This is a genomic window from Nostoc sp. CALU 546, assembly GCF_048836525.1.
The window spans coordinates 1-2,792 of sequence record NZ_JAWJTF010000270.1; the positions used below are offsets into that span (position 1 = coordinate 1).

Consider the following 2,792-nt stretch of genomic DNA (forward strand, 5'->3'; position numbering starts at 1 on the left):
ATTACTCCCCCCCCCGGTAACGCCGTCCCCCCTTGGCAAGGGGGGACTAAAGGGGGGTATTTTTATGTGTCTCTTCATACATAATTGGTATAAAGTAGTTATAACCGTTGCTTCCGTTGGCCCGTAACTATTAAGTAATTGGGGTGGATTGCAGAGGTGAGCAACACTACTGTGCCAGTGCTTCACTTTTTCGAGTTGAGCTTCTTCTCCGCCAATAATCACCATTCTCAGACTTTCGGGAATTCGGGAATCTTCAGAGGTAAGTTCCGCTACTAATTGATGCCAGTACGCTGTGGGAAGATCCAAAACAGTTAACTGCCATTCTCGGCAACACCGCCAAAATTCATCGCTGGAGTGCAGCATTTCTTCGGTTCGCAGTACTAATGTTGCACCAACTGAAAGACAAGGTAAGATTTCTTCAATAGATGTATCAAAACAGAGAGATGCAAATTGCAGAATATTATCAGTTGCATTAATTCCATATTCATGCATAGCACTGATAACAAAATTCATTAGCGATCGCTGTTCAATCATCACTCCTTTAGGTTTACCTGTAGAACCAGAGGTGTAAATAATGTAGGCGAGGTTATGCGGCTGAACGTTAGTAATCGGATTGGCTGTACTTTGCCCTGCAATTATTTCCCAGTCTTTATCTAAACAGATGGTTTTTCCGTCATAATCTGGTAATTTTTCCTGAAATCTTTCTTGAGTCAGCAGAATGCTCAGTTGCGTATCTTCGAGAATATCAGCCAGTCGCTTTTGAGGATAGCTAGGGTCAAGGGGAATGTATGCACCGCCCGCTTTAAGAATGCCGAGTAAGCCGATAATCATTTCTAGAGAACGCTCAACGCAGATACCCACTAAGGTTTCTGCTTTGACTCCTAAAGTTTGGAGATAGTGTGCAAGTTGATTGGCGCGATCGCTCAATTCACGGTAAGTTAGCTGTTGATCTTCTTGCTGAATAGCTACAGCATCGGGGGTTAACTCCACCTGAACTGCAAATAACTCATGAATACCCTGATTAAAGCTGTAATCTTTCTGAGTCTGATTCCACTCCACCAATAATTGCTGCTGAGTCTCCGTTAGCAGTGGTAATTCTGAAACTCGCTGCTCTGGGTTAGCAACAATCCCCTCTAGTAAATTTTGATACTGCTCTAGCATTCGTTGGATTGTGGCAGCATCAAATAGATCGCTGTTGTATTCTAAAACTAAGGTGATTCCCTTCGCTCCCGTTTTAGAACCGTTTTGCACGCGTTGCTCAGAACGCGGTATAACCAGGAAATCCAGATCAAACTTTGCTGATTTATTGCTGATAGGTTCATGCAAGCTAATGTCCAAGCCTGGGAGACTCAAGTCCGGCATGGGAGAATCGTGGAAGCTGAACATCACTTGAAATAGAGGATTGTGGCTTAAATTCCGTATTGGTTTGAGAACTTCCACCACCTTATCAAAAGGTAAATCTTCGTTGGTATATGCTTCCAATGTGACTTGACGCACTCGGTCGAGTAATTCCCGAAATGTGGGATTGCCAGACAAATCAGTGCGTAGAACCAGGTTATTGACAATCATGCCAATTAACTTTTCTACTTCGTGCATCCGCCGATTGGCAACAGCAGTTCCTACGCTTAGGTCGTTCTGCCCAGTGTATCGGTGCAATATTACCAAAAAAGCTCCCAGCATCGTCATAAATAAGGTGACACCCTCTTGACGACTCAAAACTCGCAGAGATTCACACAAATTGATGGGAAGTTCCACCCTAATTTGATCGCCATTATAAGTTTGCTCTGTTGGTCGCGGGCGATCTAATGGTAATTCCAATAACGGTGAACTACCGGATAATTGCTGCTGCCAATAAGTCAATTGGGTTTGGGCTTCTTGGCTTTTGACCCACTGTCGCTGCCAATGGGCAAAATCCACAAACTGGAGGATTGGCTCAGTCAACGGGGAAGGATTACCCAAACAGAAGGCTTGATAAAGTTCAAGCAACTCACCCAGAAATACATTAAATGACCAACCATCATGAATTATGTGATGTTCAATGTGGAGCAATAGATGTTCTTGGTTGCTCAACCTCAACAAAACCCATTTAACTAATGGTAGTTGATTCAAGTCAAACGGCTTTTGTACTTCTGCCTCAACTAGGCGCTGAACTTCTGCTTCTTGCTCAGATTCAGAAAATGTCTGGAGGTCAATAACTTTAAAGTTGATTGGTGGCGCTGAGTGGATTATCTGAAATAGCCGTCCATTCACCGCCGGATAAGTCGTGCGAAATATTTCATGACGGCGCACAATCTCGTTGAGACACTGTTGTAATACCGCCACATTTAGCTGACCTTTAAATCGCATAGTTGCCTGGAATTGGTAGGCACTACTTTCAGGAGCCACTTGCTGAATAAAGTACACTCGCTCTTGGGCAAAGGAAACTGGTAAGAGTCCCTCACGCCCAATTCGTTGGATGACGGAACGCTGTAACTGCTGTTCTAACTGACTATGCTGTTCGATTAGTTGAGCTAAACCTGCGATGGTGGGGTTTTCAAAGATGTGGTGAAAAGACAACTCGACTTGGAAAACTTCGCGCACGCGGGAAAGGATCTGAGTTGCAATTAGGGAATGACCACCCAACTGGAAAAAATTGTCATTGACTCCAATCTCCTCAAGTGCTAGCAACTCAGCCCAGATGACTGCTAAAGTCTTCTCAATTGGGCTACGAGGTGCGACAAAAGTTTCTTCGAGAGCGGGGCGTGTGCGATCGCAACCTGGAAGATTTCGACGATCCACTTTACCATTGGGTG

The 2,792-nt window shown here is 44.4% G+C and carries 1 protein-coding gene; it reads right to left on the minus strand.

Annotated features, from left to right (window positions below):
* Positions 1-2,792, minus strand: a 2,792-nt coding sequence (locus tag RRG12_RS42570; protein ID WP_420763248.1) for a condensation domain-containing protein, incomplete at both ends; no start/stop codon positions are given.